The organism is Acidimicrobiia bacterium (assembly GCA_041394025.1).
In the GTDB taxonomy this organism is placed as follows: domain Bacteria; phylum Actinomycetota; class Acidimicrobiia; order IMCC26256; family JAOSJL01; genus JAOSJL01.
On the sequence record JAWKJA010000003.1, the window covers coordinates 549,465 to 573,481 of the forward strand.

Annotated in this window: 39 protein-coding genes; 4 read left to right on the forward strand and 35 right to left on the reverse strand. The window is 67.8% G+C overall.

Annotated features, from left to right (window positions below; genetic code table 11):
* Window positions 1-4 precede the first annotated feature (4 nt).
* The 3 genes from glmM to rplM are packed head-to-tail and all read right to left on the reverse strand — an operon-like array spanning window position 5 to window position 2,247.
* Window positions 5-1,369: a phosphoglucosamine mutase gene (glmM, locus tag R3A49_09955; GenBank protein MEZ5171054.1), complete on the reverse strand. Its 1,365-nt coding sequence runs from the start codon at window positions 1,367-1,369 to the stop codon at window positions 5-7.
* Window positions 1,370-1,387: 18 nt separating this feature from the next.
* Complete coding sequence (rpsI, locus tag R3A49_09960; protein ID MEZ5171055.1) at window positions 1,388-1,780, reverse strand: 30S ribosomal protein S9; 393 nt, start codon at window positions 1,778-1,780, stop codon at window positions 1,388-1,390.
* Window positions 1,781-1,803: 23 nt separating this feature from the next.
* The gene (rplM, locus tag R3A49_09965) at window positions 1,804-2,247 is read right to left on the reverse strand and encodes a 50S ribosomal protein L13 (GenBank protein ID MEZ5171056.1); all 444 of its coding nucleotides are present in this window, start codon (window positions 2,245-2,247) and stop codon (window positions 1,804-1,806) included.
* A 196-nt stretch (window positions 2,248-2,443) separates the two neighbouring features.
* Here rplM and R3A49_09970 point away from each other — a divergent pair, with 196 nt between their 5' ends.
* Window positions 2,444-3,985, forward strand: a complete 1,542-nt coding sequence (locus R3A49_09970) for an alkaline phosphatase family protein (protein ID MEZ5171057.1) — start codon at window positions 2,444-2,446, stop codon at window positions 3,983-3,985.
* Between the two features lie 6 nt (window positions 3,986-3,991).
* Here the strand turns inward: R3A49_09970 and R3A49_09975 are convergent, their stop codons facing one another.
* The gene (locus R3A49_09975) at window positions 3,992-5,104 is read right to left on the reverse strand and encodes a VIT1/CCC1 transporter family protein (protein MEZ5171058.1); all 1,113 of its coding nucleotides are present in this window, start codon (window positions 5,102-5,104) and stop codon (window positions 3,992-3,994) included.
* A 38-nt stretch (window positions 5,105-5,142) separates the two neighbouring features.
* Between R3A49_09975 and R3A49_09980 the strand changes: the two genes are divergently transcribed.
* The 3 genes from R3A49_09980 (at window position 5,143) to R3A49_09990 (ending at window position 7,160) form a co-directional block, all read left to right on the forward strand.
* Window positions 5,143-5,889 (forward strand): hypothetical protein, encoded by a 747-nt coding sequence (locus R3A49_09980; protein MEZ5171059.1) that lies wholly within the window; start codon window positions 5,143-5,145, stop codon window positions 5,887-5,889.
* A 42-nt stretch (window positions 5,890-5,931) separates the two neighbouring features.
* On the forward strand, window positions 5,932-6,498 hold the full coding sequence (locus tag R3A49_09985) for a hypothetical protein (protein ID MEZ5171060.1): 567 nt from the start codon (window positions 5,932-5,934) through the stop codon (window positions 6,496-6,498).
* Between the two features lie 116 nt (window positions 6,499-6,614).
* On the forward strand, window positions 6,615-7,160 hold the full coding sequence (locus tag R3A49_09990) for a hypothetical protein (protein MEZ5171061.1): 546 nt from the start codon (window positions 6,615-6,617) through the stop codon (window positions 7,158-7,160).
* Here the strand turns inward: R3A49_09990 and truA are convergent.
* The 31 genes from truA to rplC all read right to left on the reverse strand — a co-directional run bounded on the left by truA (window position 7,145) and on the right by rplC (window position 23,841).
* Window positions 7,145-7,936, reverse strand: coding sequence for a tRNA pseudouridine(38-40) synthase TruA (truA, locus tag R3A49_09995; protein ID MEZ5171062.1), 792 nt, complete (start codon window positions 7,934-7,936; stop codon window positions 7,145-7,147). The two genes, R3A49_09990 and truA, sit on opposite strands and share 16 nt — an antisense overlap.
* A gap of 12 nt (window positions 7,937-7,948) precedes the next feature.
* The gene (rplQ, locus tag R3A49_10000) at window positions 7,949-8,299 is read right to left on the reverse strand and encodes a 50S ribosomal protein L17 (protein ID MEZ5171063.1); all 351 of its coding nucleotides are present in this window, start codon (window positions 8,297-8,299) and stop codon (window positions 7,949-7,951) included.
* Between the two features lie 6 nt (window positions 8,300-8,305).
* Window positions 8,306-9,247 carry a DNA-directed RNA polymerase subunit alpha gene (locus tag R3A49_10005; protein MEZ5171064.1) on the reverse strand — a complete coding sequence of 314 codons (942 nt, stop codon included), beginning with the start codon at window positions 9,245-9,247 and terminating at the stop codon, window positions 8,306-8,308.
* Window positions 9,248-9,301: 54 nt separating this feature from the next.
* Window positions 9,302-9,919, reverse strand: coding sequence for a 30S ribosomal protein S4 (gene rpsD, locus R3A49_10010; GenBank protein ID MEZ5171065.1), 618 nt, complete (start codon window positions 9,917-9,919; stop codon window positions 9,302-9,304).
* Window positions 9,919-10,314: a 30S ribosomal protein S11 gene (gene rpsK, locus R3A49_10015; GenBank protein MEZ5171066.1), complete on the reverse strand. Its 396-nt coding sequence runs from the start codon at window positions 10,312-10,314 to the stop codon at window positions 9,919-9,921. Before rpsK ends, rpsD begins: the two co-directional genes overlap by 1 nt.
* Before the next feature lie 2 nt (window positions 10,315-10,316).
* The gene (rpsM, locus tag R3A49_10020) at window positions 10,317-10,694 is read right to left on the reverse strand and encodes a 30S ribosomal protein S13 (protein MEZ5171067.1); all 378 of its coding nucleotides are present in this window, start codon (window positions 10,692-10,694) and stop codon (window positions 10,317-10,319) included.
* 12 nt (window positions 10,695-10,706) lie between these two features.
* Window positions 10,707-10,820, reverse strand: a complete 114-nt coding sequence (gene rpmJ / locus R3A49_10025; protein MEZ5171068.1) for a 50S ribosomal protein L36 — start codon at window positions 10,818-10,820, stop codon at window positions 10,707-10,709.
* Window positions 10,821-10,854: 34 nt separating this feature from the next.
* Window positions 10,855-11,079: a translation initiation factor IF-1 gene (gene infA / locus R3A49_10030; GenBank protein ID MEZ5171069.1), complete on the reverse strand. Its 225-nt coding sequence runs from the start codon at window positions 11,077-11,079 to the stop codon at window positions 10,855-10,857.
* Between the two features lie 676 nt (window positions 11,080-11,755).
* Window positions 11,756-12,505, reverse strand: a complete 750-nt coding sequence (gene map, locus R3A49_10035) for a type I methionyl aminopeptidase (GenBank protein MEZ5171070.1) — start codon at window positions 12,503-12,505, stop codon at window positions 11,756-11,758.
* Window positions 12,502-13,089 carry an adenylate kinase gene (locus tag R3A49_10040; protein ID MEZ5171071.1) on the reverse strand — a complete coding sequence of 196 codons (588 nt, stop codon included), beginning with the start codon at window positions 13,087-13,089 and terminating at the stop codon, window positions 12,502-12,504. Before R3A49_10040 ends, map begins: the two co-directional genes overlap by 4 nt.
* 4 nt (window positions 13,090-13,093) lie before the next feature.
* Window positions 13,094-14,407: a preprotein translocase subunit SecY gene (secY, locus tag R3A49_10045; protein ID MEZ5171072.1), complete on the reverse strand. Its 1,314-nt coding sequence runs from the start codon at window positions 14,405-14,407 to the stop codon at window positions 13,094-13,096.
* 35 nt (window positions 14,408-14,442) lie between these two features.
* A complete protein-coding gene (gene rplO, locus R3A49_10050) occupies window positions 14,443-14,934 on the reverse strand; it encodes a 50S ribosomal protein L15 (GenBank protein MEZ5171073.1) in 492 nt (163 codons plus the stop codon).
* A complete protein-coding gene (rpmD, locus tag R3A49_10055) occupies window positions 14,931-15,131 on the reverse strand; it encodes a 50S ribosomal protein L30 (protein ID MEZ5171074.1) in 201 nt (66 codons plus the stop codon). The genes rplO and rpmD overlap by 4 nt, the downstream gene beginning before the upstream one ends.
* Window positions 15,131-15,682, reverse strand: a complete 552-nt coding sequence (gene rpsE, locus R3A49_10060; GenBank protein ID MEZ5171075.1) for a 30S ribosomal protein S5 — start codon at window positions 15,680-15,682, stop codon at window positions 15,131-15,133. Before rpsE ends, rpmD begins: the two co-directional genes overlap by 1 nt.
* A 13-nt stretch (window positions 15,683-15,695) precedes the next feature.
* Window positions 15,696-16,052 carry a 50S ribosomal protein L18 gene (gene rplR, locus R3A49_10065; protein ID MEZ5171076.1) on the reverse strand — a complete coding sequence of 119 codons (357 nt, stop codon included), beginning with the start codon at window positions 16,050-16,052 and terminating at the stop codon, window positions 15,696-15,698.
* A gap of 10 nt (window positions 16,053-16,062) precedes the next feature.
* Entirely contained in the window at window positions 16,063-16,611 is a 549-nt protein-coding gene (rplF, locus tag R3A49_10070; GenBank protein MEZ5171077.1) for a 50S ribosomal protein L6, read from the reverse strand.
* A gap of 7 nt (window positions 16,612-16,618) precedes the next feature.
* Window positions 16,619-17,023: a 30S ribosomal protein S8 gene (gene rpsH, locus R3A49_10075; GenBank protein ID MEZ5171078.1), complete on the reverse strand. Its 405-nt coding sequence runs from the start codon at window positions 17,021-17,023 to the stop codon at window positions 16,619-16,621.
* A gap of 13 nt (window positions 17,024-17,036) precedes the next feature.
* A complete protein-coding gene (locus tag R3A49_10080) occupies window positions 17,037-17,222 on the reverse strand; it encodes a type Z 30S ribosomal protein S14 (protein MEZ5171079.1) in 186 nt (61 codons plus the stop codon).
* Window positions 17,223-17,230: 8 nt separating this feature from the next.
* Window positions 17,231-17,797, reverse strand: a complete 567-nt coding sequence (gene rplE / locus R3A49_10085; protein ID MEZ5171080.1) for a 50S ribosomal protein L5 — start codon at window positions 17,795-17,797, stop codon at window positions 17,231-17,233.
* Window positions 17,797-18,129: a 50S ribosomal protein L24 gene (gene rplX / locus R3A49_10090; protein ID MEZ5171081.1), complete on the reverse strand. Its 333-nt coding sequence runs from the start codon at window positions 18,127-18,129 to the stop codon at window positions 17,797-17,799. Before rplX ends, rplE begins: the two co-directional genes overlap by 1 nt.
* A gap of 1 nt (window position 18,130) precedes the next feature.
* Window positions 18,131-18,499 carry a 50S ribosomal protein L14 gene (gene rplN / locus R3A49_10095; protein MEZ5171082.1) on the reverse strand — a complete coding sequence of 123 codons (369 nt, stop codon included), beginning with the start codon at window positions 18,497-18,499 and terminating at the stop codon, window positions 18,131-18,133.
* A gap of 25 nt (window positions 18,500-18,524) precedes the next feature.
* On the reverse strand, window positions 18,525-18,812 hold the full coding sequence (gene rpsQ, locus R3A49_10100) for a 30S ribosomal protein S17 (GenBank protein ID MEZ5171083.1): 288 nt from the start codon (window positions 18,810-18,812) through the stop codon (window positions 18,525-18,527).
* Window positions 18,805-19,035, reverse strand: coding sequence for a 50S ribosomal protein L29 (rpmC, locus tag R3A49_10105; GenBank protein ID MEZ5171084.1), 231 nt, complete (start codon window positions 19,033-19,035; stop codon window positions 18,805-18,807). The genes rpsQ and rpmC overlap by 8 nt, the downstream gene beginning before the upstream one ends.
* Entirely contained in the window at window positions 19,035-19,451 is a 417-nt protein-coding gene (gene rplP / locus R3A49_10110) for a 50S ribosomal protein L16 (GenBank protein ID MEZ5171085.1), read from the reverse strand. Before rplP ends, rpmC begins: the two co-directional genes overlap by 1 nt.
* Before the next feature lie 152 nt (window positions 19,452-19,603).
* The gene (gene rpsC, locus R3A49_10115) at window positions 19,604-20,527 is read right to left on the reverse strand and encodes a 30S ribosomal protein S3 (GenBank protein MEZ5171086.1); all 924 of its coding nucleotides are present in this window, start codon (window positions 20,525-20,527) and stop codon (window positions 19,604-19,606) included.
* Window positions 20,528-20,530: 3 nt separating this feature from the next.
* Window positions 20,531-21,109, reverse strand: coding sequence for a 50S ribosomal protein L22 (gene rplV / locus R3A49_10120; protein ID MEZ5171087.1), 579 nt, complete (start codon window positions 21,107-21,109; stop codon window positions 20,531-20,533).
* Window positions 21,109-21,381, reverse strand: coding sequence for a 30S ribosomal protein S19 (rpsS, locus tag R3A49_10125; GenBank protein MEZ5171088.1), 273 nt, complete (start codon window positions 21,379-21,381; stop codon window positions 21,109-21,111). The genes rplV and rpsS overlap by 1 nt, the downstream gene beginning before the upstream one ends.
* A gap of 3 nt (window positions 21,382-21,384) precedes the next feature.
* Window positions 21,385-22,221, reverse strand: a complete 837-nt coding sequence (gene rplB / locus R3A49_10130; GenBank protein ID MEZ5171089.1) for a 50S ribosomal protein L2 — start codon at window positions 22,219-22,221, stop codon at window positions 21,385-21,387.
* A 2-nt stretch (window positions 22,222-22,223) separates the two neighbouring features.
* A complete protein-coding gene (gene rplW / locus R3A49_10135; GenBank protein ID MEZ5171090.1) occupies window positions 22,224-22,517 on the reverse strand; it encodes a 50S ribosomal protein L23 in 294 nt (97 codons plus the stop codon).
* The gene (gene rplD, locus R3A49_10140) at window positions 22,514-23,191 is read right to left on the reverse strand and encodes a 50S ribosomal protein L4 (protein MEZ5171091.1); all 678 of its coding nucleotides are present in this window, start codon (window positions 23,189-23,191) and stop codon (window positions 22,514-22,516) included. Before rplD ends, rplW begins: the two co-directional genes overlap by 4 nt.
* Window positions 23,188-23,841 carry a 50S ribosomal protein L3 gene (gene rplC / locus R3A49_10145; GenBank protein ID MEZ5171092.1) on the reverse strand — a complete coding sequence of 218 codons (654 nt, stop codon included), beginning with the start codon at window positions 23,839-23,841 and terminating at the stop codon, window positions 23,188-23,190. The genes rplD and rplC overlap by 4 nt, the downstream gene beginning before the upstream one ends.
* Window positions 23,842-24,017: the final 176 nt, after the last annotated feature.

Sequence of the window (24,017 nt, forward strand, 5' to 3'; positions counted from 1 at the left end):
ACCCCTAGTGCGTCACTGAGGTCCGCAGAGCGGACCTCAGTGACGCACTGAGGCGGGAGGCCGCGGTGTCGGCGACGGCGGGGTCGGTCGCCTCGACCATGATGCGCACGACCGGCTCCGTCCCAGAGGGGCGCACGAGCACACGCCCGTTGGTTGCGAGCTCCGCCTCGACGGTCCGCACGTCGTCCCAGAAACCGGTGGCACCGTCGAGGTCGGCGTCGGTCACGCCGGGATCGACTCGGACGTTGACGAGGACCTGCGGGTGCTTGGTGACGACGTCGCAGAGATCGCCGAGCGACCTACCCGTGCGACGGACGACATCGAGGACCATGAGAGCGGTGAGAGTGCCGTCGCCGGTGGTGGCGTGCTCCGAGAAGATCACGTGACCCGACTGCTCACCGCCGAGAACGAGGTCGTTCTCCTCCATGGCCGTGAGGACGTGCCGGTCGCCGACAGGCGTCTCCACGATGCCGACGCCCTCGGCGGCAAGTGCCCGCCGCAGCCCGAGGTTGGCCATCACGGTGGTCGCGATGGCATCACCACGCAGTCGCCCGCGGCCTGCGAGGTCGAACGCTGTGACAGCGAGGATGTGGTCGCCGTCGCGCAGGGCGCCCGTCTCGTCGACGGCGATACAGCGGTCGGCGTCACCGTCGAAGGCGAAGCCGGCGTCGGCGCCGTGCTGCCTGACCGCCCGTTGGAGGTGCTCGGGTTGTGTCGACCCGCACCCGTCGTTGATGTTCAGGCCGTCGGGCTCGACGCCGATCGCCACGACATCCGCACCGAGGTGCTCGAACGCCGCGGGAGCCGTGCGATGTGCGGCCCCGTGCCCGCAGTCGAGGACGACCCTCGATCCGTCGAAGGTTCGGCCCTCGAGGACGCCCACGAGGTGCGCGACGTACTCGTCGGCGGCGTCCGTGCGTGTCTGGGCGGATCCGATCTCCGCACCGACGGGATCGTCGTCGGAGACCGCCCGTCCGAGCACCGTGAGGAGCTCGGTTTCTATTCGCCGCTCCATGTCGTCGGCGAGCTTGCGACCGCCGGCGGCGAAGATCTTGATGCCGTTGTCGCCGAAGGGGTTGTGGCTGGCCGAGATCATCGCCGCGGGTGCGCCCCGCACCCGCGACGCATGCGCCAGCCCGGGTGTGGGGAGAACCCCGAGCGACTCGACTCGGCCGCCCTCGCCGCACACGCCGGCGCTGAGCGAGGCCTCGAGCATGGGCCCCGACAGGCGCGTGTCACGGGCGATGAGGAGAGGTTGCTCGTTTCCGAGCGCGCGCACAACCGCGCGCCCGAGCGCCAGGATCAGCTCCGGGGTGAGATCACGGTTGGCGACACCCCGGACCCCGTCGGTACCGAACCGCAGCGACATGGTGCGGTGGTCGCAGACTCAGCGCTTGCTGTACTGCGGAGCCTTGCGGGCCTTCTTGAGGCCGTACTTCTTGCGCTCTTTTTCGCGCGCATCACGCGTCAGGAGCCCGAGCTTCTTCAGCTCGGCACGCTGCTCACCGTCGAGCTCCGTCAATGCCCGCGCGATCCCCAGTCGGACCGCACCGGCCTGGCCGCTCGTGCCGCCACCGGCGACACTGGCGTCGATGTCGTAGACGTCGGCCGTCTCGGTGACACGTAGTGGCTCGTTGACCGTCATCTGCTGGACCAGCGTGGGGAAGTACTCGGTGTAGGAACGGCCGTTGACGGTGACCACACCCGTGCCCGGGCGTACGCGAACGCGGGCGACGCTGCTCTTGCGGCGACCGGTGCTCTGGACGAGCGGCTTCGACACGGGAAACTCCTCTGCGAGAGTGCTCAGCGGGCGCTGCCGCTGATGGCGCGGGACTGTGGCCGCTGGGCGGCGTGCGGATGGGCGGGACCGGCGTAGACACGCAGGTTCCGGAGCATGCTGCGGCCGAGCCGGTTCTTCGGCAGCATTCCCTTGACCGCCTTCTTGACGACCTGGGCCGGATCACGCTCGATCAGGTGCTCGAGCGTCTCGGTGCGTAGACCTCCCGGATAGCCGGAGTGGCGGTGGTACGTCTTCTGTTCGGCCTTGCGGGCCGACACGTCGAGCCCGGAGGCGTTGATCACAACGACGTGATCGCCGCCGGCGACGTTCGGTGCCCAGGTGGGCTTGTGCTTGCCGCGCAGGAGCGTGGCGGCCTCTGTGGCCACTCGGCCCAGGCGGGCGCCCTGGGCGTCGAGGACGTACCAGTCGCTGCTGATGTCGTCGGGTGTGGGGCTGAAAGTGCGCACGTCGTGTCGTCGATCTCTTCGTGGTACTCAGGCTCTTCGTGGTGCTCGGGGTCGTGGCCGCGTGGTGACGGGAGGGCCGTGGAGAGGCCTCAGGGCAGACAGGAAAGGATACTCGGGCACCGCGGACGTGGACAATCCGAGCCCGGGCGCCCCGTTGGCCCGAGCTCTACCGCAACCGCCACTAGCCTGCTCCGGCATGCCGGTCGACGCGGCCCCCCGCGAGCCCTCTTCCCGCCTCCGTGAGCTCTCGGATGCAGCGGTGAGCGCTCTGCTCGACCCTGCGGTAGCCAATACCGTCGAGATGGTCCTGCGTGTCGCCGACGGGCGCTACGAGGCGATCGCCCCGGACGGGCGGGTCCGCTTCGACCGGCCGGGCGACGCCCACACGGAGCCCGACGACACGACCGTCGAGGGTCGCAACCCCCTCGGCGACCGTTCCACGGACCGTTTCGCCGGGCTCGGCGACGAACTCGACGCGCTGCATCCCGATCGCACCGCCAACGCCTACCCCTACGCCTACGATCAGGTGGCACAGCTCTTCGACCACGCGGCGGCACCCGACGTGTGCGTCGTCCACTCGGCCGGTCACCACTGGCCGGAGTCCGGTGGCCACGTGGGCGAGCACGGTTCGCTCGACGTGGTGCAGGCACGCGCGCCCTTCGTGCTCGCGGGCCGGGGAACACGTCGACGGGGAATGTCCGACGACTCCCTGCGACTCGTCGATGTCGGGCCCACACTGGCCGCGCTGCTCGGCGTCGCACCCCGCGACACCTCCGCGAACAGGTCCGAGGCCGACGCGCTGCTGGCCGGTGCCGACGGCGTGGTGCGCCACGACCTGCTCGACCCGGCCGACGGTGTCCCGAGCCACGTGGCGGGCTTCCTGTTCGACGGCACCAACCCCAACGTCCTCTACGACATGGCAGCGTCGGGAGAGGCGCCCCATGTGGCGCGTCTCATCGACATGGGGACGGCGATGCGTCACGGCGCCATGGCGGGCCTCCCGACCGTCACGCTGGCGAACCACACGTCGATCCTCACCGGACGGCTCCCCGGCCACCACGGCGTGCTGCACAACGCCTGGTACGACCGTTCCGCCGCCCGCAGCATCGACACCAACTCGCTGGCCACGTGGCCGTTCGCCATGCAACACCTCGTCGACGGCACAGAGACGCTCTGGGAGGCCGTGCGACGCACGTGGCCCGACGCGTTCACCGCTGCGGTCGACGAGCCGTGCGACCGGGGCGCGGGCTTCAGTACCTTCGACTTCTTCCGCTCGGGATCAGTTCCCGAGATCACCTCCAGCACCGACGGCCTCCCGCACACGACCAGCCGGTTCGCCGACACGTCGCCCGGCTACAAGGCCTGGTCGATCATCGACCACCAGGCCATGGACCAGGCCGTCGGCATCTGGTCCGGTCGCTACCGCGACGTCGACTACCCCGCACCTCGGTTCATGTGGGTGAACTTCGCTCTCACCGACGCCGCCATGCACGAGGGCGGACCTCACTCCGAGGTTGCGGCAGCCGCCATCCGCGACACCGACGCCCGCCTCGGGGAGGTTCTCGCGGCCATCGAGAACGCCGACGTGTTCGACGACACCGCCTTCTGTCTCGTGGCCGACCACGGGATGGAGCAGACGAGCCCCGAGGTGCGCGGTGACTGGGACGCCGCGCTGCGCGACGCGGGCATACCGGTGCGTAACGAGGGCGCCGGCTTCCTCTACCTCGACGAAGTTTGATGCGAGTCAGGTGGTGCCGATGAGTGTTCCGATTCCGTAGGTGACGACGGCGGCGCCACCGCCGATGAGGACCATTCGCAAGCCGGACCAGAAGGCGTTGCGCCCGGTGAAGATCGAGATCAACGCTCCGACGCAGAACAGCGCCACTCCCGACAGTACGGCGGCCGTGATGAAGGCCCCCGGATCGCTCATGATCACGTACGGCAATACCGGGACGAACGCTCCGACGGCGAACGCCAGAAACGAGGACACCGCTGCCACCCACGACGACGGGAGCTCTCCCGGGGTGATGCCGAGCTCCTCGCGGGCGTGCACGTCGAGCGCCACCTCCTCGTCCTCCATGAGCCGCTCCGCCAGTGCCCTGGCCTCCGCCTTGTCGAACCCGCGGGAGCGGTAGATGGTCTCCAGTTCCTCGGTCTCCTCCTCGGGGAAGTCCCGGATCTCGTAACGCTCCACCTCGAGCTCACGCTCGTAGAGCTCCGCCTGGGCACGGACGGAGATCCACTCGCCCGCAGCCATCGAGCATGCACCGGCCACGAGCCCTGCGACACCTGCGAGGAGCACGAGCGACTCGTCGGACGTCCCGCCCGCCACGCCCATCACGAGCGACAGGTTCGAGACGAGTCCGTCGTTGGCGCCGAACACGAGCGGACGCAGCGAGTCGCCCACGCCGATCCGGTGACGACCCTCGGCAGCCGCGATGGCCGCGCCCACACCTGCTCCACCTCCCAGGCCGGCCACGAGGCGCCCGTGCTCGACCTCCTCGTCGACCAGAGCGTCGGGGACGTCGTCGTGGCCCCGGTAGCGACGGACCTCACCCGCCTCCATCCGGGCCACGAGCGGCAGCACCCTCTCCACGCCGATGAGCCGGGCCGTCGTTCCCAGGGCGCGTACCCGGAAGGGAGGGTGGTAGGCGGGCGTGGGGGTCCCCGCCTCCCGGAGGAGGCCCACCCAGTGCTCGGCGTGCTGATCCTCGGCGTCTGCCACGGCTCCGAGCTGACGCGACAACTCGGGGTCGGCGTGGGCCGCCAATCGTCGGTAGAGGTCGGCAGCCGCCATCTCGTCGAGGTACAGCCGGCGATGCCGCTCCGTGGTCTCGGCGTCGGTCTCCTGCGCCATGGACGCAGCCTACGAGCGGGTACCCTCACCGCGCCGACATGGGAACGCATCGCCGAGTACTGCTTGCCTCGCTGACAGCCCTCGCTGTCCTGCTCGTCGCGTGCTCGGACAGTGGCGGCGACAGTGAAACTGACGACGCCGAGCCGCCCGCCCAGGTCACGCAGCCGGAGTTCGCCGCCCTGCTGGAGACGGCCCAGGACGCCACCGTCCGGGTGACGTACGTCCTCGAGGACGGGACCTCGGAACCCCCCGTCGACGAGAACATCGTCTACGCCCAGGACCCACCCCGCGTCTCTGTCCGCACGGAGCAGGGTCTGGTGATCGACAACGGCGACGGGAGTCTCGCCAGCTGCACGGAGGGCTCGGACCCCGTGTGCGTCCGGCTCCCCGGCGTCGGCGACGCCGGTCAGGGTCTCCTCAGCGGGTTCCTCGGAGTGTTCGCCTCGCTGGTCTTCAGCGAGTCACCGTCGATGCTGGCGGGCTACACCCCCGAAGACGGTCGTGTCATCGCACAACGACCTGCCGTCTGCGCCGCGTTCGCCACCGATCCGCTGGACGACGGCTCCGACGACGGCTCCTCGACCGGCGGGCAGGAGACCGCCTCACCCGACGCCGGTCAGGTCCGCCTCACCGAGTGCGTCGACGCCGAGTCGGGTGTCCCCCTGCTGCTCATCGCCGAGAACGAGGAGGGAACGGCCGTTCGCCTCGTTGCCGAGGTGGTCGACACGCCGACCGAGGACGACTTCGCCGCTCCCACCGAGGTTCCCGACACGCCCGGTAGCTGAGCGCGGCCTCGTCCGCTCGACCCGGCAGTATCATTCGCGCTCGTGCCACTCCCTTCGAGCCGCCGCTCGCGCCCCGCCCGGGCAACGACCGCCGCCCTGCTCGCGGCACTGCTCGCGGTCAGCGCCCTCCTTCTTGCGGCGTGCAGCAGCGACGACAACGAGACCGTCACGGTCGAGGGTGATGGCAAGGGTGCACCCGGTATCGAGGGCGAGGGATCGGGGCCGATCGAGATCAGTGACGAGGACGGCGGCGGATCGGTCGTTCTCGGACCCGAAGAGGTTCCCGACGACTTCCCCGACGACATCCCGCTTCCTGACGACTTCGTCGTCACAGCCGCGTTCTCGGGCTCCGACACGGAGGGCGCACCCACGGCGAACATCTCGGGTGTGACCGGGCAGTCACTGGAAAGGCTCCACGCCCTCTACACCACGAGCCTTCCCGAGGCCGGCTACACGATCGTGTCCGAGGACGACGACCCGATCGAGGGAGCCTCGGCGTTCGCCATCACCTTCGAGGGCAACGGGATCACCGAGGGGAAGATCACCTACGCCGAGCACGATTTCAGCGGTCAGAACCCCGACAAGTTCTCACTCTCCGTTGCGTACTGAACCCGGTACGCCCTAGGATCTGTCAGACTGTTCGACACGCAGGGCGCGAAACGGCTCCCTTCACCATCCCGGCCGACACACAGGAGACCCCACAGATGATGCGACGCACAGTTCTGGTGACGCTCGGAGCACTGGCCCTGGTGGCCTTCACGGCCTGCGGCGACGACGGCCCGAACGCCGGCGACGTCCTCGACGCCGCCGACGGCGACTTCGACATCGAGACGCCCGAGGGCGACATCAAAGTCGACAGCAACGACGGCGAGGTCACCATCGAGGGTGAAGGCCAGGACGGCGATGGCTCGTTCAGCTTCGGGGGCGGCGAGATCCCCGACGACTTCCCCGACGACATCCCGCTCCCCGACGACTTCGAAGTCACATCCTCCTCGTCCTTCGGTGATGGCGACTCCGGTACGAGCGCGGGCGTCACTGGGACGACAGACGAGTCGTTCGACGACCTGGTCAGCATGTACGAGAGCGACCTTCCCGACGCGGGCTACGAGGTCGCCGGTACCAACAACTCAACGGTCAACGGGAACAAGAGCTTCGCGATGAGCTTCTCGGGCAACGGCATCGAAGGTGGGTCGATCACCGTGTCCGAGGGTGGGCTCGTCGGCGACGACGAGGACAAGCAGCTCATCACGATCGGCTACGGCGCTGGATAGCCGACCTCGGTGAGGCACAGGCCGTGGGGCGGGGCGACCTGCCCGGCGGCCTGGCGGTCCTTCGCCCGGATGATCGACATGACGTCGCCGGGACGCAGCTTCCCGGTGCCGATGTCGACGAGCGTGCCCACGACCGAACGCACCATCTGCCAGCAGAAGGCAGCCGCCCGGATGTCGTAGTGGAGCACCCCGTCGCCCGCGTCGGTCCACGACGACGAGTGGACCGTGCGCTGCGTCGTCGAGCCCTCGGGGCCCCTGCGGCAGAAGGACGCGAAGTCGTGCGTTCCCACGAACGGGTCGGCACCCATCCGCAGCGCCGGTAGGTCGAGCTCCTGGGGCACCCACCAGGCGTAGCGCGCCAGGAAGGGGTCGGGCTCGGGCCGGTTCACGACCGTGTAGCGGTAGGAACGCCATGTTGCGGAGTGCCGGGCGTCGAAGGACGGCTCGACGAGCTCGCTGCTGCGGACCACCACCTCGGGCCCCAGCATCCCGTTGAGGGCGTCACGCAGCTTCCACGGGTCGACGCCGGGGTCGGCCTCGAAGGAGATCACCTGCGCGGCGGCGTGCACACCCTTGTCGGTTCGCCCTGCGCACGTGATGTCGACGTCGTGGCGCAGGACCTTCTCGAGGGCCCGAGTCAGGACGCCTTCGACCGTGCGGAGGTCGGCCTGCTGCGCGAAGCCGTGGAAGTCGGTGCCGTCGTAGGCGAGCACCATCCGGACCTTGGGACGCCCGGATGCGTCGAAGAGGCTCGCTGTGTCGGGAGACTCGCCCATCACGGGCAGGGGTTAGACCAGTTCGACGCGGGCCATCGGGGCGTTGTCGCCGTTGCGGGGGCCCAGCTTCAGGATCCGGAGGTAGCCGCCGTCGCGGTCCTCGTAGCGGGGCCCGATCTCGGCGAACAGCTTGGCTGCGACCCCGGGGTCACGGAGTTCCGACACGACGAGGCGCTCGTTGTGCAGGCCGCCCTTGCGGGCCTTGGTGATCATCTTCTCAGCGACCGGGCGCAGCGCCTTCGCCTTGGCCAGCGTCGTGACGATCACCTCGGCCTCGAACAGGTGCGCGGCGAGGTTCGCCAGCATGAGCCGCTGGTGCTCGGGGCTTCCGCCCAGGCGGGGTCCCTTGGTCGGGGTCGGCACGACCGGTCAGTCCCGGACCCGCAGGGTGAGGCCGCGCTCGTCGAGCTTCACGCGGACCTCGTCGAGAGACTTCTGGCCGAAGTTCGTGATGGCCAGCAGGTCGTCCTCGCTCTTCTCGAGGAGCTGCCCGATGGTGTCGACCCGGGCACGCTTCAGGCAGTTGCGCGGACGCTCCGACAGGTCGAGGTCCTCGACGGGGAGCTCGAGATCGGGCGACATGGGCGCAGCCACAGCCACCTCGCCGAGCTCGAGGCCCTGGGGCTCCTCGGAGATGTCGGCCACGAGTGTGACGAGGTTGCGGAGGGTGTCGCCGGCCGAGGCGAGCGCGTCGAACGGTGTGATGGAGCCGTCGGTCTCCACCTCGATGCTGAGGCTGTCGAAGTTGGTGGCCTGCTCGACACGTGTCGGCTCGATCGAGAACGCCACCCGCCGTACGGGCGAGAAGATGGCGTCGACGGGGATCTCGCCGATCGTGCCCGACGTGTTCGCCCGGGCCTGATCGGCCGAGAGGTAGCCGCGGCCCTGCTCCACTGTGAGGTCGCAGGCCAACCGGCCCTTGTCGTTGACCTGTGCGATGACGTGCGACGGGTTGAGGATCTCGACGTCGCTGGTGACCTGGATGTCACCGGCGGTGACGTCGCCGGGGCCGGAGGCGTCGAGACGCAGCGTGACGGCCTCCTCGGAGTGGCAGCGCAGGACGACGTCCTTGAGGTTCAAGATGATGTCGGTGGCGTCCTCCTTGACCCCCTCGATCGTGTCGAACGGGTGGAGGGCGTCGTCGAACTTCACCTGCGTGATCGCCGCACCGGGAATCGCCGACAGCAGTGTGCGTCGGAGACTGTTCCCGAAGGTGTGGCCGAAGCCGGGCTCGAGCGGAGCAATCGTGAAGCTCTGCGTGTTGCCCTCGGCCTCGCCGATCTCGATACCGGGTCGTTGGATGATCAGCATCTGTGTTTCGCCTCTGGTCGTCGTCAGAGGGGAACGCCGCTCCGGCGCCCCCGGTTACTTGGAGTAGAGCTCGACGATCAACTGCTCCCTCACGGGGATGTCGATCTGCTCCCGGATCGGGAGATCGCGCACGGTTGCCTTCGACTCGACAACGTCGAGCCACGGTGGAACGGCCCTGTCGATCGTGTCGAGGTTGTGCTTCACGACGATCATCGCCTTGGCCTTGTCGCCCAACTCGACGATGTCGTCCTTGCGGACCTGGTACGAGGGAATCGTGACGCGCTTTCCGTTGACCTTCACGTGGCCGTGGCGAACGAACTGGCGGGACTGGTTGCGACTCGCCGCGAAACCGGCACGGAACACCACGTTGTCGAGCCGCTGCTCGAGCATCCGCAGGAGATTCTCTCCGGTGATGCCGTCTTCGGCGGCCGCCGACGTGTAGAGGTTGCGGAACTGGCCCTCGAGGAGGCCGTAGATCCGGCGTGCCTTCTGCTTCTCGCGGAGCTGGAGCATGTACTCGCTCTCGCGGATGCGACCACGCCCGTGCTCACCCGGCGGGTAGGGGCGACGCTCGATCGGGCACTTGGAGGACTCGCACTTGGGGCCCTTGAGGAACAGCTTCATGCGCTCGCGCCGACAGAGGCGACAGACGGGACCGGTGTAGCGGGCCATCAAACTCTCCGTCGCTTCTTGGGTCGGGTGCCGTTGTGCGGGATCGGCGTGACGTCCTTGATGCCCGCCACCTCGATGCCCGTGTTCTGGATCGACCGGATGGCGGTTTCGCGTCCGGACCCGGGGCCCTTCACGACGATGTCGACCTTGCGGACACCGTGCTCCATGGCCCGACGAGCCGCGGTCTCGGCCGCCGTCTGCGCGGCGAAAGGTGTCGACTTGCGGGACCCCTTGAAGCCGACGTTGCCGGCCGAGGCCCACGAGAGGACCTCACCGTTCTGGTCGGTGATGGTGATGATCGTGTTGTTGAACGACGACTTGATGTGCGCCACGGCGTAGCCGACGTTGCGGCGTTCCTTGCGCTTGGGGCGTCGCTGCCCGCTCGGGTTGGCCACGACTACTTGACCGCCTTCTTGCGGCCCGCCACCGTCTTCTTGGGACCTTTACGGGTACGGGCGTTCGTACGGGTGCGCTGGCCGTTCACCGGGAGGCCGCGCCGGTGGCGGATCCCCTGGTAGCAGCCGATCTCCATCTTGCGCTTGATGTTCTGCTGGACGTCCCGTCGGAGATCACCCTCGACCTCGACGTTCTGCTCCACCCACGAGCGGATCTTCGTGACCTCGGTGTCGGTGAGGTCGCGAACCCGCGTGGCGGGATCGATCTCGTTGACCTCGCAGATCAGCGAGCCGGTGCTCCGGCCGATGCCGTAGATGTAGGTGAGCGCGACATCGGTCCGCTTCTCGCGGGGTATGTCGACGCCTGCGATTCGAGCCATGTGCTGTTCCCCTCAACCCTGCCGCTGCTTGTGGCGCGGGTTCTCGCAGATGACGCGCACGGCACCGTTGCGACGGATCACCTTGCACTTCTCACACATCTTCTTGACGCTGGGTCGTACCTTCATCTGCTTCTCGTTCCAGTTCTCGGGACCGTACGGATCACTTGTAGCGGTAGGTGATCCGACCGCGGCTCAGGTCGTAGGGCGTGAGCTCGACCTGGACCTTGTCGCCCGGCAGGATCCGGATGTAGTGCATCCGCATCTTGCCGGATATGTGGGCGAGGATCGTGTGCCCGTTCTCGAGCTCGACACGGAACATGGCGTTGGGCAGCGGCTCGACGACCGTGCCCTCCACCAGAATCGTGTCGTCCTTCGGCTTTGCCAGCGTCCTCACCAACTCCCGCGCGCGCGGCGCGTGCTCGTATCCGTGGATTTCACTCGAGGAATCGCCCCGCGCCTCATGAGAAAACTGGCCCAGGGCCGAAGGAAGAGGATACACCAGCGGCCCCACCGGTCCCAATGCGAGCCTCCCTCCCTGTGCGTCACTGAGGTCCATATGTGACACCGCATTGACGTATAGCGAGGAGAAGAACCGCCGGGTCTGGTCCGCCCGACGGGGCCAGAATGGGCGAGCCCGGCGGAATCAGCCCGGTTCCCTTGTCCCGAAAGGGTCATGAGCGTCTCCGACGCCCTGCTCGCAGCACAGCCCGCCTTCGCCGGCGCCCTCGTGTTCGTGGTGGCACTCTCGCCGCTCGAGCACCTCGACGCCGACACGAGTCGATAGCCCGCCGAGATGGTGCGATAACCCGTCCTATGACCCGGAAATCGCACCATCTCGGAGGAAGGAGAAAGGGCCCGTTCAGACCCAGCATCGCGGGATGAGCACCGATCGGAACGCCGCCCGCCAGGCCCTTGTTCTGCGCCCGGGAGACCCCACCGGGATGGTGCACTCCCGTTGCCTATCGCAACACCAACGCACCAACCCGGCGGTGACGGGGACGTCCAAGGCGGAGGAGGGACCTGGCCAGGCGAGGCTGTGGGGAGGTTCCGGGGTAGCGCAGCTACCACGGAACCGTCAACACTTCCGGGCCGTCGGCAGTCACGGCAATCGTGTGTTCGAAGTGCGCCGAGCGCTGGCCGTCGTCGGTGACCACGGCCCATCCGTCCTCCAACACCTTGTTGCCCGCGGAGCCGGCGTTGATCATGGGCTCGATGGCGAAGACGTGGCCCTCCTTGATCGTCATACCCTTCCCCGCGGGCCCGTAGTTGGGGATCTGCGGATCTTCGTGCATGGCCGTGCCGATTCCGTGCCCGACGTACTCACGTACGACCGAGAAGCCGGCGGCGACGGCAACCTCTTCCACCGCGGCTCCGACGTCGCCCAGCCTGTTCCCCTCCACGATCTGCTCGATCGCCGCCTCCAACGAGCGCCGTGTGACGGTGATGAGGCGCTGCGACAGGTCGTCGACCTCACCGATCGGGATCGTGATGGCGGCATCGGCGTGCCAGCCCTCGATGATCGCACCACAGTCGATCGAGAGGATGTCCCCCTCGTCGACCGTGCTCTCGTCGGGAATCCCGTGCACGATCACCTCGTTGGGCGATGCGCAGATCACAGCGGGAAACCCGTGGTAGTTGAGGAAGTTGGACCGCGCCCCCCGACGGTCGAGAACGTCACGTGCTGCGGCGTCGATATCGAGCAACGTGACCCCCGGTTTGGCAGCCCGGATGCACTCCTCGTGCATCTCCGCCACGATCCGGCCGGCACGCCGCATCAGGGCGATCTGGTCGGGGGTCTTGCGCGTGATCACGGCGTCGAGTCGTCGAAGTGCCCGTCGATCACCGTGATCATGCGCTTGGTGATGTCGTCGACCTCACCCGTCCCGTCGACACGCACCAGGAGGTTCTGCTCACCGTAGAACTCGGCGAGCGGCTCCGTCTCACGACGGTAGAGCTCGAGCCGGCGCTTCATGGCGGCGGCGGTGTCGTCCTCGCGGCCCCGCTCCACCATGCGCTCCAGAACGACACTGTCGGGAACCTCGATCTCGATCACCAGGTCGAGGGACGTGCCGGTGCCGTCGAGAATCCGCCGTAGCTCCACCGCCTGCTGATGGGTGCGCGGGAATCCGTCGAGGAAGAAGCCCTTGGCGGCCGTGTCATGTCGCTCGAAGAACTCCTCGACGATCCGGACCACGATGTCGTCGGGGACGAGCTCGCCGCGGTCCATGTACTCCTTGGCAGCGAGACCGAGCTCGGATCTCTCGCCGACCGACGTCCGGAAGATCTCCCCGGTGGACAGGTGCGTCACGCCGTAGTGGGCCGCGAGCCGCTCGGCCTGGGTTCCCTTCCCGGAGCCCTGCTTGCCGAGCATGACGATCCGCGGGCCGCGTGTCATCGCATCAACTCAGGAAGCCCTCGTAGTTGCGCATCATCAGCTGACTGTCGATCTGTTTCATCGTCTCGAGGGCGACGCCCACGGTGATGAGCAACGACGTTCCACCGAACGCGGCGCCGCTCGGGAGGTTGGCCAGCGAGAAGTAGAGCAACGGGGCGAGGGCGATGGCCGCGAGGAAGAGTGAGCCGGGCAGCGTGATGCGGTTGAGGGTCTTGGCCAGGTACCGCTCCGTGGGTGGCCCGGGCCGGATGCCGGGGATGAAGCCGCCTTGCTTGCGGATGATGTCGGCCTGCTGCTGAGGGTTGAACGCGATCGCCGTGTAGAAGTAGGCGAAGAAGATGATCAGGAGCGTGAAGGTGGCGATGTAGAAGAAGCCCTGCGGCTGTGTGAGGTTGTCGTTGATCCACTCGGCGATGCCGTCGGGGAGCATCGGGGCGATGAGCGCCGGGAAGAACAGGATGGAGCTGGCGAAGATCACCGGGATCACACCCGACTGGTTCACCTTCAACGGGATGTAGGTGCTCTGCCCGCCGTACATGCGGCGACCCACGACGCGCTTGGCGAACTGGACGGGGATCCTTCGCTGTCCCGATTCCACGAAGACGATCGCCACGACCATCGCGACGCCGATGAGAAGCACGATCGCCAGCTGGAACTCCCCCTTGTTCTGGAGCACCGACTGACCCATCGCGGGCAGGGCGGAGATGACAGAGGCGAAGATGATGATCGACATCCCGTTGCCGATCCCGCGCTGGGTGATGAGCTCACCCAGCCACATGATGAGCGCGGTGCCCGCGGTGAGCGTGAGGATGAAGAAGAGGGCGCGCGGCGTGTTGAAGCTGGGGAAGAGATTGATGCCCTGGGGCAACCCTGCGCTGCTCAGGATCCCGGACGACGTACCGCTCTTGAACGCGAACGCCAGCGCCGTGGACTGCATGATGGCGAGGCCGACCGTGAGGTAGCGGGTCCACTGCGTGATCTTCTTCTGACCTGTCTGGCCCTCGTTCTGCCACTCCTCGAGCTTCGGGATGACGACACCGAGTAGCTGCATGATGATGGATGCCGTGATGTAGGGCATGATCCCGAGCGCGAACACCGACACGTTGGTGAGCGCCCCGCCGGAGAAGAGGTTGAGCAGGCCCAGGACCCCCGACTGCGAAGCTTCGTCCTGAAACGACCGGATGGCGTCGAAGTCGATGTAGGGAACCGGGATGTGGGAGCCCAGACGGTAGATCGCGACGATCAGGAAGACGAAGAGGATCTTCGTCCGCAGATCCGGAACGCGGAACATGTTGCGAAGGCGTCCGAGCTGAAGCACGGGCGATGAGCCTCCTGGCCGGGCGGTGCCCGAGTCTACCGATTGGTCAGGGCGTTGCCCTGTGCGGGCGGGCGGCGATCGCCCCACGGCGGAGGAAGGATCTCCACGCTGCCGCCGGCGGCCTCGATCGCGTCGCGAGCCGCCCGGGAGTAGGCGTGGGCCTTCACGACGAGCGCGGCGGAGACCTCACCGCGGGCGAGGACTTTCACGAGCCCACGCTTGGCGACGAGGCCACGCTCGCGCAACGTCTCGGGTGTGACCTCGCTCCCGGTCGCGAAATCGCTCAACGTGTCGAGGTTGACGACCGCGTACTCGACGCGAAACGGGTTGTTGAAGCCCTTGAGCTTGGGCGTACGACGAACGAGCGGCGTCTGCCCACCCTCGAAGCCGGGCTTCACGGTGTTACGGGCCCGCTGACCCTTGGAACCGCGGCCGGCCGTCTTGCCTCCCTTGCCCGCGATCCCGCGACCGACACGACGCGCCGGCTTCTTCGAGCCTTCCGGCGGCTTCAGATCATGGATCTTCATGACGTTGCGTCCTCACTGGTGCCGTCCTCGACGTTCACGAGGTGCGAAACCTTGTCGATCATGCCGCGCAGAGCCGGGCCGTCTGTGTGCTCCACCGTCTGGTTGATCGTACGGAGCCCGAGTGCGCGAAGGGTGCCCCGCTGCTTGGGCTTGGTCCCGATGGTGGAACGGGTGAGGGTGACACGCACGGTTGCCATCACGTCACCTCTGTGGGCTCGGGCGCCGGACCCCGCTGGCGCTCACGGAACGCCCGCAGGAGACCGGGTGTCGACACCTCTTCGGGGGAGAGCCCGCGGAGCTTGGCGACTTCGTCGGGGTCGCGCAGGTCCTTCAGGCCCTGGATGGTCGCTCGGGACACGTTGACGGCGTTGGCCGAGCCGAGCGACTTGGCGAGCACGTCGTTGATACCGGCCGCCTCGAGGATGTGACGGGCGGCGCCGCCGGCGATGACGCCGGTCCCGGGGGCCGCGGGCTTGATGAGCACGCGAGCGGCGTCGTGGCGGCCCATCACCTGGTGCGTGACCGTCGAACCGGCCAGAGCCGGCTTGAACACGTTCTTCTTGGCCTCCTCCATCCCCTTCTGGATGGCGGCAGGCACCTCCTTGGCCTTGCCGTAGCCGAGACCGACCGAGCCGTTTCCGTCGCCCACGACGACGAGCGCGGTGAACGAGAACCGCCGTCCGCCCTTGACGACCTTGGCGACCCTGTTGATGTCGATCACTCGTTCTTCGAACTGGCCCTCGGCCATGACTGCTCCCTGCTCAGAACTCGAGACCGGCGTCGCGAGCGGCGTCGGCCACCCCCGCGATCCGGCCGTGGTACTTGAAACCCCCGCGGTCGAACACGACCCGGGTCACTCCGGCGTCCCTGCCCCGCTCACCGATCAGCGCGCCGACCTTGCGGGCGGCATCCACCGTGCCCGTGGCATCGTCGCGCAGCCCCGGCTCGACGGTGGACGCCGCCGCAAGGGTTCGGCCGTCCAGATCGTCGATCAGCTGGGCGTAGATGTGCTTGTTCGACCGGTACACCGACAGGCGCGGACGCTCGGCGGTTCCCCGGATCTTCTTGCGGACCCGGCGGTGACGCCGGTCCCGTCCTGCGGCCTTGTCGCGTCGCATGGCTGACCCCTCAGGCACCCGAACCGACGGCGGCCTTCCCGGCCTTCCGGCGGACGTGCTCGTCGACGTAGCGGATTCCCTTGCCCTTGTAGGGCTCGGGCGTGCGGACCTTCCTGATGTCGGCGGCGACCTGGCCAACCAACTGCTTGTCGGCCCCCTTGACGATCACCTGCGTGGGCTCGGGGACCTCGATGGTGATGCCCTCGGGCGCCTCGAAGACCACGGGATGGGAGTAACCGACCTGGAGCTCGACCGACGTCCCCTTCGACTGGGCGCGGTAGCCGACACCCTGGATCTGGAGTTCCCGGGAGAAGCCCGTCGACACACCTTCGACCATGTTGGCGATCAGCGAGCGCGTGAGACCGTGGAGCGCGCGTTGCGAGCGCTCGTCGCTACCCCGCTCGACGGTGATCGTGCCGTCGTCGAGGGTGACTGTGATCCCTCGGGGCACGTCGTGCTCGAGCGTGCCGTTCGACCCCTTGGCGGTGACGTGTGCGCCGGCGATCGTGACGTCGACGCCGTCGGGAACGGTGATGGGTGCTTGTCCGACTCTGCTCATGGGAGACCTACCAGACCTGGCACAGGACCTCGCCGCCGACGTTGCGCTTGCGCGCCTCGCCGTCGGTGAGGAGCCCGACGCTCGTGGACAGCACGGCGATCCCCATCCCGCCCAGGACACGAGGGACCTCGTGTGCCTTGGAGTAGACACGCAGGCCGGGCTTCGAGACGCGGCGAATACCCGAGATCGTCCGCCGGCGCTCGTCGTCGTACTTGAGCTCGATCGTGAGGATCTTGCTCGGGCGCCCGGGCTCGTCCTCGACGGTGTAGCCGTTCACATAGCCGGCCTTCTGGAGCACGTCGGCCAACGCCACCTTCACCTTCGACGACGGCATCGACACATCATCGTGCTGGCGGAGGTTGGCGTTGCGGACGCGGGTGAGCATATCTGCAATGGGATCGGTCATCGACACAGCAGGCCCCTCCTCACCACGACGCCTTGGTCAGCCCGGGCACCTCGCCCGCATGCGCGAGCTCGCGCAGGCAGATACGACACAGCCCGAACTTGCGGTACACCGCACGCGCGCGCCCGCACCGGCGACACCGCGTGTACCGACGGACCTCGAACTTGGGTTTGCGCTGCTGCTTGTTGACCAGTGCTCTCTTCGCCATCTCTACCTCTACGCGTCCTGGCGGGCGAACGGGAAGCCGAGTGCTGCGAGCAGCGCCCGTCCTTCATCGTTCGTCCGAGCCGTCGTGACGATGGTGATGTCCATTCCCCGCACGGCGTCGATCGAGTCGTAGTCGATCTCGGGAAAGATCAACTGCTCGGTGACACCGAACGTGTAGTTGCCCGCACCGTCGAAGGAACGGGTCTTCATGCCCCGGAAGTCGCGGATCCGTGGGATCGCCAGACTCACGAGGCGGTCGAAGAACTCCCACATCCGCGCGCCGCGCAACGTGACGCGGGCACCGATCGCGTTCCCCTGACGGAGCTTGAAGCTCGCGATCGACTGCTTCGCCCGGGTGACCTGGGGCTTCTGGCCCGTGATCACGCCGAGGTCGGTGACCGCCCCGTCGAGGAGGGCCTTGTTGTCGGTGGCCAGGCCCACGCCGCAGTTGAGGACGATCTTCTCGAGGCGCGGAACCTCCATGATGTTCCCGAGACCGAGTTCTGTCTGGAGTGCAGGCCGGATCTCGTCGCGGTAGCGCTCGCGCAGGCGCGGTGCCGGGGCTGTATCGACCATCAGGCACCTCTCTTGTCGTTGTCGGGCAGGTCTGCGCCACACTTGCGACAGATCCGGAACTTGGCGCCGTCGGGGTCGAAGCGGTAGCCGACACGCGTCGGCGCCCCGCACGAGTCGCACACGATGGCGACATTCGACACGTGGATCGGCATGTCCTTGTCGATGATGCCGCCCTGCATCGTGGCGCGGGTGGCCGCCTGGTGTCGCTTGGCGACGTTGATCCCGTCGACGATGACGCGTTCCTTACCCGGGATCACGTCCATGACCTCGCCTCGCCGGCCGACGTCCTTGCCGGCCAGGACCTCGACCTGATCGCCCTTCTTGATCTTCATGTCAGATGACCTCCGGGGCGAGCGAGATGATCCGCATGAACCGACGATCGCGTAGCTCGCGCCCGACGGGGCCGAAGATGCGGGTGCCACGCGGCTGGCGCTGCTCGTTGATGAGCACGGCCGCGTTCTCGTCGAAACGGATGTAGCTGCCGTCGGAACGGCGGCGTTCCTTGCGGGTACGAACGACCACGCACCGCACCACCTCGCCCTTCTTGACGGCGGCTCCGGGTACGGCGTCCTTCACGGTCGCGACGAACTCGTCGCCGATACCCGCGTAGCGGCGCCGTGTTCCTCCGAGCACCTTGATGCACAGGACCTCGCGGGCACCGGAGTTGTCGGCGACCTTGAGCCTGCTCTCCTGCTGGATCATGGGTGTGTCGTTCTCTCCGGGACCGTCAGCGTGCCCGTTCGAGCACTTCGACGATCCGCCAGCGCTTGTTCTTCGACAACGGGCGCGTCTCGGCGACGCGCACGCGGTCACCCTCGTTCGCATCATTGGTCTCGTCGTGGGCCTGCAGCCGACTCGTGCGCTGCATCGTCTTGCGGTAGCGCCGGTGACGCACGCGGCTCGTGACCGCCACGACCGCGGTCTTGTCCATCCTGGTGGACACCACGATTCCCTCACGGATCTTTCGAGACGACCTGTCGTCGCTCTGCTCGGTGGTGGATTCCGACTCAGCCATCGGTCTGCTCCTCGACGAGTGCCTCGGCGGCCTCGATCTCACGCTCACGCAGCACGGTCCTGATCCGGGCCACGTCGCGTCGAACCTGCTTCAAACGGGAATAGCTGTCGAGTTGCCCGGTGGCGTTCTGGAAGCGCAGGTTGAACAGCTCCTCACCGGCCTCGGCCAACTGCTGAACCAGATCGTCGTCGCCCAACTCGCGGAGCTCGCTCGCGGTCGCCATCACGCCTCATCCTGACGCACGACGAATCGGCTCTTGATCGGCAGCTTGTGCTGCGCCAGCCTCATTGCCTCCCGGGCGGTCGCCTCGTCGACACCGGCGAGCTCGAAGAGAACACGGCCCGGCTTCACGACGGCCACCCAGTTCTCCGGGTTGCCCTTCCCCGAGCCCATGCGCGTCTCGGCCGGCTTCTCGGTGACGGGCTTGTCGGGGAAGACGTTGATCCAGACCTTCCCTCCACGCTTGATGAAACGGGTCATCGCGATACGGGCGGCCTCGATCTGACGGTTCGTGAGCCAGCAGGGCTCGAGTGCCTGGATCCCGTAGTCGCCGTACGACACCTTCGTGCCGCCCTTGGCGACTCCCTTCATGCGCCCGCGCTGCTGCTTGCGGTGCTTGGTCTTCTTCGGCATTAGCACGGGTTACGACCTCCTCGTACATGCGCGCGAGCGAGCGAAGTCGAGCGAGCCGGAGTCCCGAACGTCCCGGAGGGCGCCGGAGGGGTATCCCCGGAGGCGAGTGAGGGCGACCATGGGAAGAGGAGCCCAGGCAGAGTCACACGTCGAAGATGTCATTCTTCGTTCCTGAAGTGGGGGGCTTCGTGGTGCTCGCGGGTGCGGCGCTCGATCTCCTCCTCTTCGGCGAGGAGCTTCTCGAGCTCGGGGTCGGCCTCCTTGACGAGAGGTGCCGCCTCTCCCGGCTCCTCGTCGGACGCGGCGACCTGCTCCTCCGAGACCTCCTCGGCAGCCGGCCGACGCTTGCCGCCACCTGCGGTGACGATCTTGCGGCCCGGGGTCTGCCCCGACGTCTCGCCCACGGCCATGGCGGCTTCCCTGGTGATCTTGTCCTCCGACGCCGACTTGTAGGGGAGGATGTCGCCCTTGTAGATCCAGACCTTGCAGCCGATCCGACCCTGCGTGGTGCGGGCCTCAGCGAGCCCGTAGTCGATGTCGGCGCGAAGTGTGTGAAGCGGCACCCGCCCCTCGCGGTACCACTCGGTACGCGACATCTCGGCGCCACCCAGGCGACCGCTGCACTGGACGCGGACGCCGAGAGCGCCGGCCTTCATCGCCGTCTGCACCGCGCGCTTCATCGCACGGCGGAACGACACACGGCCGGCGAGCTGATCGGCCACACCCTGTGCGATCAGCGTGGCGTCGAGCTCGGGCTGCTTGATCTCCTGGATGTTGAAGTGGATCGTGGGATTGCCCGTGATCTTCAGGAGCCCGGCCCGGAGGCGGTCGGCCTCCGAGCCCCGCCGACCGATCACGATGCCGGGACGCGCCGTGTAGACGTCGACGCGGAGGCGGTCGCGGGTGCGCTCGATCTCGATGCGGCTCACCGCAGCGTGCGGGAGCTCGGTCGTGAGGAAGTCGCGGATCTTCCAGTCCTCGATGAGCTGGTCGGTGTACTCGTCGCCGTCGGCGAACCAGCGCGACTTCCAGTCGGTGGTGACGCCAAGGCGGAACCCGTAGGGGTTGACCTTCTGACCCATGTGCTACTCGCCCCCGTCCGCGGACTCGTCCTCGGACTCTGTCGTGTCGACGACGTCGTCGCCGGTGTCGTCTTCGGTGACTTCGTCGGTCTCTTCTTCGGTCGTGTCGTCGGCAGCCTCGTCCGTGTCGGCCGCGGCCTCCTCGGCCCGGGCAGCCTCGACCCGGCGACGGCGCAGGGAGCGTCGGCGGGCCGCACCCTCGGCGCTGTCGGATTCCGACTTGCGGGCCAGATCGTCCTCGGAGAGGCGGGCCAGCACGATCGTGACGTGGGACGTCCGCTTGTTGACACGGGTCGCCCGGCCACGCGCACGTGGGCGCCACCGCTTGAGGATGGGCCCCTCGTCGGCGTACGCCGCTTCGATCGTGAGCTCCTCTTCGGGAACCGCCAGCTTGTCCTCGGCATTGGCGACAGCGGAGTCGAGCAGCTTGAGGACGGGTTCGGTGGCACCACGGTCGGTGCGCCCGAGGATGTCGCGCGCGCTGTCGACGTCCTCGCCCCGGATGAGGTCGAGGACCTGTCGCACCTTGGACGGTGACGTCCGCAGGTAGCGGAGACGGGCGCGTGCGGTCGCTTCAGCCATCAGCCGGCACTGTCGGCACCGGAGTGAACCCGGAAGATCCGTGTGGGCGCGAACTCGCCCAGCTTGTGACCCACCATCGACTCGGTGACGTAGACGGGTACGTGCTTGCGGCCGTCGTGGACCGCCAACGTGTGACCGACCATGTCGGGTGACAGCGTGGAACGACGTGACCACGTCTTGATGACCTTCTTGTCGCCCGACTCGTTCATCGCCGCGACCTTCCTGGCGAGGTGCTCGTCGATGAAGGGTCCCTTCTTCAGACTGCGCGGCATGTCCTACCTCCGTGAACCGCGTCCGCGGCGGCGTCGCACGATCTGCTCGTTCGACTTCTTGTTCTTCTTGCGGGTGCGCCCTTCGGGCTTTCCCCAGGGCGACACCGGATGCCGTCCACCGGAGCTCTTGCCCTCTCCGCCACCGAGGGGGTGGTCGACAGGGTTCATCACGACACCGCGGGACTGCGGCCGCTTTCCCTTCCAGCGGCTGCGTCCGGCCTTGCCGACGGAGATGAGCTCGGCGTCGACGTTCCCGACCTGACCGACCGTGCCGCGTGCGTCGATCGGGACACGGCGCATCTCGGTCGAGGGGAGCCGCAGGGTCGCCCAGTTGCCCTCCTTGGCGACCAGCTGGATGGCCGAGCCGGCGCCCCGACCCAGCTTGCCGCCGCCGCCGGGCTTGAGCTCCACGTTGTGGACCGTGGTACCGACGGGGATGTAGCGAAGAGGGAGCGCGTTCCCGACGCGGATCTCGGCGCCGTGCCCGTTCTGGAGTACGTCGTCGACCTTCAGGCCCACCGGCGCCAGGATGTAGCGCTTCTCGCCGTCGCGGTAGTGGAGCAGCGCGATCCTGGCGTTGCGGTTGGGGTCGTACTCGATGGTGGCGACACGGGCGGGCACGCCGTCCTTGTCGCGCGTGAAGTCGATCTCGCGATACTTGCGCTTGTGGCCGCCCCCGCGGTGGCGCGACGTGATGCGGCCGTAGGAGTTCCGGCCACCCGTGCTCTTCTTCGGCTTGGTGAGCGACTTCTCGGGCTTGGACGCCGTGAGGTCGGAGAAATCAGCCACCGTCTGGAAGCGGCGCCCGGGGCTCGACGGCTTGCGTTTGCGCGGCGGCATCCTCAGCCTCCGAAGATCTCGATGGAGTCGCCCTCGGCGAGCGACACGATGGCGCGCTTTTGTGCCTTGCGCTGCCCGAACGTCCCGGTGCGGCGGTCGCGGACCTTCTTGCCCTGCCGGTTGAGGGTGTTGACCTTCGTGACGCGCACACCGAAGATCGCCTCGATGGCCTGTGCGATCTCCACCTTGTTGGCGTCGGGCGCCACGTTGAAGGTGTAGACGTCGCGGTCGAAGGCCGCGTACGACTTCTCCGACACGACGGGGTCCTGGATGATCGTGCGCGGATCACGGCTCATGACGACGCTCCCGGATCGGTCGTGCCGGAGAGACGGTCTGTTGTGGTGTCGAGGGTGGCCTGCGAGAAAACCAGCCAGTCGTTGGCGAGGATGTCGTAGGCGTTGAGCTCCTCGGGCACGACGATCTGCACCCTGCGGCCGAGGTTCCGGAACGACTTCCACGTGTTGACGTCGGTCCGGTCGAGAACGAGCAGGACACGGCCCTCGGTGTCGCCACCGCGAAGGTCCAGCGCCTCGAGAGCGGCGATGGCGTCCTTGGTCCGGGGCTCGGAGAAGGCCCAGGCGTCGACGACGAGGACCCTGCCATCGGCGGCACGGTCGGACAACGCGGAGCGCAGCGCCAGGCGCACCATCTTCTTGGGGGTGCGCTGGGCGTAGTCGCGGGGTCGGGGGCCGTGGGCGATTCCGCCGCCCTCCCAGTGGGGAGCACGGATGGAGCCCTGGCGGGCACGGCCGGTGCCCTTCTGGCGCCACGGCTTGGCGCCACCACCCGCCACCTCGGCGCGGGTCTTCGTCTTGTGCGTTCCGGCACGGGCGGCGGCGAGCTGGGCCGTGACCACCTGGTGCAGCACCGCTTCGTTCGGCTCGATACCGAAGATGGCCTCGGGGAGCTCGACGCTCCCCTTGGTCGTTCCGCTCTGCGTGCGGACGTCGAGCTTCAGCGCGGGGCTCACGACGCACTCTTCTCGCGCGCCTTGACGGCGTCGCGGACGAAGACGACCGCACCCCGGGGGCCCGGTACGGATCCCTTCACGAGCAGGAGGTTGCGCTCGGCGTCACCTTCGACGACCTCGAGGTTGAGGGTGGTGGTCTTGGCGTTGCCGTGGCGGCCGGGCATCTTCTGTCCCTTGAACACGCGCGCCGGCGTCGCGCAGGCGCCGACGGCTCCGGGCTTGCGGTGGACCTTGTGCGCACCGTGACTGGCCGGCTGTCCCCCGAAGTTGTGGCGGGCCATGACGCCGGTGAAGCCCTTGCCCTTGCTGATCCCCGAGACGTCGACGAGATCGCCGCTCTCGAACACGTCGGCGGCGACGGTCTGGCCCACCTCGAACCCCTCGAGGTCATCGACGCGCAGCTCGGCGAGATGACGGGCAGGAGGTGCGTCGGCCACGGCGAGGTGACCGAGCTCGGGCTTCGTGATGTTCGCCTCCTTCACGTCGCCGAAGGACAGCTGAACAGCGGAGTAGCCGTCACGCTCGGGGGTCTTGAGCTGGACGACGCGACAGGGCCCGGCCTGGATGACGGTGACGGGCACCACCCGGTTCTCGTCGTCCCAGACCTGGGTCATTCCGAGCTTGCGCCCGAGGATCCCCTTGCCTGCCATCCCGTCCTACTTCCTTCTTCTCACGCGAACGCTCCGCTCGGAGCAGGTGAGCCCCGGCGGAGCGTGGTCTGGTTGTGCCGCCCGGTTCCGCCCGCGGGCGGCCTGAGCAGACTTCGGTTGTCGGAACGTCCGGTCGTACTCGCCCCGTGGCCGAGGAATGGGCCCGTGGGCAGAAA

Coding starts and splice junctions, on each gene's coding strand:
- glmM (MEZ5171054.1), bottom strand. CDS start 1,369: ATGTCGCTGCGGTTCGGTACCGACGGGGTCCGGGGTGTCGCCAACCGT.
- R3A49_09970 (MEZ5171057.1), top strand. CDS start 2,444: ATGCCGGTCGACGCGGCCCCCCGCGAGCCCTCTTCCCGCCTCCGTGAG.
- R3A49_09975 (MEZ5171058.1), bottom strand. CDS start 5,104: ATGGCGCAGGAGACCGACGCCGAGACCACGGAGCGGCATCGCCGGCTG.
- R3A49_09980 (MEZ5171059.1), top strand. CDS start 5,143: ATGGGAACGCATCGCCGAGTACTGCTTGCCTCGCTGACAGCCCTCGCT.
- truA (MEZ5171062.1), bottom strand. CDS start 7,936: ATGGGCGAGTCTCCCGACACAGCGAGCCTCTTCGACGCATCCGGGCGT.
- R3A49_10005 (MEZ5171064.1), bottom strand. CDS start 9,247: ATGCTGATCATCCAACGACCCGGTATCGAGATCGGCGAGGCCGAGGGC.
- rpsD (MEZ5171065.1), bottom strand. CDS start 9,919: ATGGCCCGCTACACCGGTCCCGTCTGTCGCCTCTGTCGGCGCGAGCGC.
- rpsM (MEZ5171067.1), bottom strand. CDS start 10,694: ATGGCTCGAATCGCAGGCGTCGACATACCCCGCGAGAAGCGGACCGAT.
- rpmJ (MEZ5171068.1), bottom strand. CDS start 10,820: ATGAAGGTACGACCCAGCGTCAAGAAGATGTGTGAGAAGTGCAAGGTG.
- R3A49_10040 (MEZ5171071.1), bottom strand. CDS start 13,089: ATGACACGCGGCCCGCGGATCGTCATGCTCGGCAAGCAGGGCTCCGGG.
- rplO (MEZ5171073.1), bottom strand. CDS start 14,934: ATGAAGATCCATGATCTGAAGCCGCCGGAAGGCTCGAAGAAGCCGGCG.
- rpmD (MEZ5171074.1), bottom strand. CDS start 15,131: ATGGCAACCGTGCGTGTCACCCTCACCCGTTCCACCATCGGGACCAAG.
- rpsE (MEZ5171075.1), bottom strand. CDS start 15,682: ATGGCCGAGGGCCAGTTCGAAGAACGAGTGATCGACATCAACAGGGTC.
- rplR (MEZ5171076.1), bottom strand. CDS start 16,052: ATGCGACGCGACAAGGCCGCAGGACGGGACCGGCGTCACCGCCGGGTC.
- rplF (MEZ5171077.1), bottom strand. CDS start 16,611: ATGAGCAGAGTCGGACAAGCACCCATCACCGTTCCCGACGGCGTCGAC.
- R3A49_10080 (MEZ5171079.1), bottom strand. CDS start 17,222: ATGGCGAAGAGAGCACTGGTCAACAAGCAGCAGCGCAAACCCAAGTTC.
- rplE (MEZ5171080.1), bottom strand. CDS start 17,797: ATGGTCGATACAGCCCCGGCACCGCGCCTGCGCGAGCGCTACCGCGAC.
- rplX (MEZ5171081.1), bottom strand. CDS start 18,129: ATGAAGATCAAGAAGGGCGATCAGGTCGAGGTCCTGGCCGGCAAGGAC.
- rplN (MEZ5171082.1), bottom strand. CDS start 18,499: ATGATCCAGCAGGAGAGCAGGCTCAAGGTCGCCGACAACTCCGGTGCC.
- rpsQ (MEZ5171083.1), bottom strand. CDS start 18,812: ATGGCTGAGTCGGAATCCACCACCGAGCAGAGCGACGACAGGTCGTCT.
- rpmC (MEZ5171084.1), bottom strand. CDS start 19,035: ATGGCGACCGCGAGCGAGCTCCGCGAGTTGGGCGACGACGATCTGGTT.
- rpsC (MEZ5171086.1), bottom strand. CDS start 20,527: ATGGGTCAGAAGGTCAACCCCTACGGGTTCCGCCTTGGCGTCACCACC.
- rplV (MEZ5171087.1), bottom strand. CDS start 21,109: ATGGCTGAAGCGACCGCACGCGCCCGTCTCCGCTACCTGCGGACGTCA.
- rpsS (MEZ5171088.1), bottom strand. CDS start 21,381: ATGCCGCGCAGTCTGAAGAAGGGACCCTTCATCGACGAGCACCTCGCC.
- rplB (MEZ5171089.1), bottom strand. CDS start 22,221: ATGCCGCCGCGCAAACGCAAGCCGTCGAGCCCCGGGCGCCGCTTCCAG.
- rplW (MEZ5171090.1), bottom strand. CDS start 22,517: ATGAGCCGTGATCCGCGCACGATCATCCAGGACCCCGTCGTGTCGGAG.
- rplC (MEZ5171092.1), bottom strand. CDS start 23,841: ATGGCAGGCAAGGGGATCCTCGGGCGCAAGCTCGGAATGACCCAGGTC.